Source organism: Kitasatospora cystarginea, from assembly GCF_039533515.1.
GTDB lineage: Bacteria > Actinomycetota > Actinomycetes > Streptomycetales > Streptomycetaceae > Kitasatospora > Kitasatospora cystarginea.
On record NZ_BAAATR010000145.1, the window covers coordinates 1 to 1,772 of the forward strand.

1 protein-coding gene is annotated in these 1,772 nt (G+C 72.7%); it reads right to left on the reverse strand.

Annotated elements, in window-relative coordinates; genetic code table 11:
- Positions 1 to 1,552: condensation domain-containing protein (locus ABD369_RS40455; protein ID WP_344641638.1), on the reverse strand; the 1,552-nt coding region annotated here is incomplete at its 3' end.
- Between the last annotated feature and the right edge of the window lie 220 nt (positions 1,553 to 1,772).

A 1,772-nucleotide genomic window follows, 5' to 3' on the forward strand; every position in this document is an offset into this window, starting at 1 on the left:
AGGCCACCGCCACCAGCCGCTCCGGGCCCACCCCGCGGGCGATCAGGGCATGCGCCAGCCGGTTCGCCCGCGCGTCCAACTCCGCATACGTCAGCGACGCATCCGACCCCACCACCGCTACCGCGTCCGGCATCGCCCGAACCTGCGCCCGGAACACCTCCAGCAGGCTCTCGGCCGAGGCCCGGGCCACCGGACCGGCGCCCAGCGCCAACAGCTCACGCTCCTCGCCCACCGTCAGCAGACCGATCCGGCCGACCGTCTCCTGCGGGTCGCAGTCCGCCACGCTGTCCAGCAGCGCGAGCAGGCGCCGCTGATGAACGGCGAATTCATCGTCGCTCCATGCCTGGGGAGCGCCTTTGAGTTCGACCTGGAGATCACTGCCTCCCCGCCGACCCGTAACCCAGAGGGACAGTCCGGTGGTCGGTTCCGGGAGCAGGTAGTGCAGCGTGGCGGGATGCCCTGCGAAGCTCGGCGGGGAGTCGAAGACCATGATGTTGACGACGAGCGGGAACGCCGACCCGGTGGCGCCGGGCACGCCGAGGTCCCGGAACAGGTCCTCGCTGCGGTAGCGCTGGTGCGCGAGGGCCGCGTCGGCCTCCTGTGCCGCCTCGGCGACGAGGTCGTGCCACCGCGTGTCCGGTCGCACCGGCAGACGCAGGGGCACCACGTTCGACACCGCGCCGGGCGAGGACATCAGGGCGCGGTCGGCCCCCTCGCGCCCGGTGACGGGAAGGCCGATCACCACGTCCTCGTCCCCGGTCAGCCGGTGCGCGTAGAGCGCCGCCGCCGCGATCAGCGGGCGGGACCAGTGGGCTTCGGTCTGCGCTGCCGCCGCTCGCAGCGTGTCCACGCGGAGCAGCGCCGGTTCCGCCGCGGGGCACAGGCCGCTCCGGCTACGCGGAGCCCGGCCGGTGAGCTGAGTCGGTTCCGGCCGGTCCGCGAACCGCTCCATCCAGTACGAACGGTCGGAGGTGAACTGTCCCGAGGCGCGGTAGTCGGCGTCACTGCGGATCAGGTCGTCCAGTGAACGGAACGGCGACGGCGGGACCGGGCCGCCTGCGGCCAGCGCCGTGTACGTCCGCGTGATCCGCCGCCGGACGAGGGAGACGCCGAACCCGTCCATCACCAGGTGGTGGTAGTTCTGGTACAGGAGGTGGTGCACCGGCGAGAGGCTGATCAGCGCGAAGCTGAAGAGCGGATCGCGGGCGAGGTCCAGCGGACGCATCCGGTCGCGGGCCATCCACGCCAGGGCCGCCGCCCGGGGTTCGGGCTCCGAGCTCAGGTCGAGCCGGGTCGGCTCCCAGGCCCATGCCCCGCGGACGACCTGACGCGGATCCTGCCCGTCGTCGACGAAGCTCACGTGCAGCGCGTCGATCTCACCGACCACCCGGCGCACCGCGGCCTCGAAGAGCTCCGGATCGACCGGGCCGTGGACCTCCAGGTAATCGCCGATGCGGTAGACGTCGAGCGCTGTCCGCGCGCCCTGCTCGGCGAGCCAGATCTCACGCTGAGCCGCTGTCAGGGGAAGGGCGTCGCCGTCGCGACGAGACATGGGGGTACCTCCAGGAGTGTGGGCCGGCGTGTTCGTAGGCCGCGCCGGGAGCGCGCCGGCCGCGGTGACGTCACGCGGTCGGCGGGCTGGTGGCGCTGTGCTGCGGTCAGGAGGCGACGAGGCCGCCGGCCTGGAGCTGCCAGAGGGATGCGTAGAGCCCGTGCTGCGCGAGCAGTTCGTCGTGGGTGCCCTGCTCCGCCACGACACCGCCCTTGTCCAT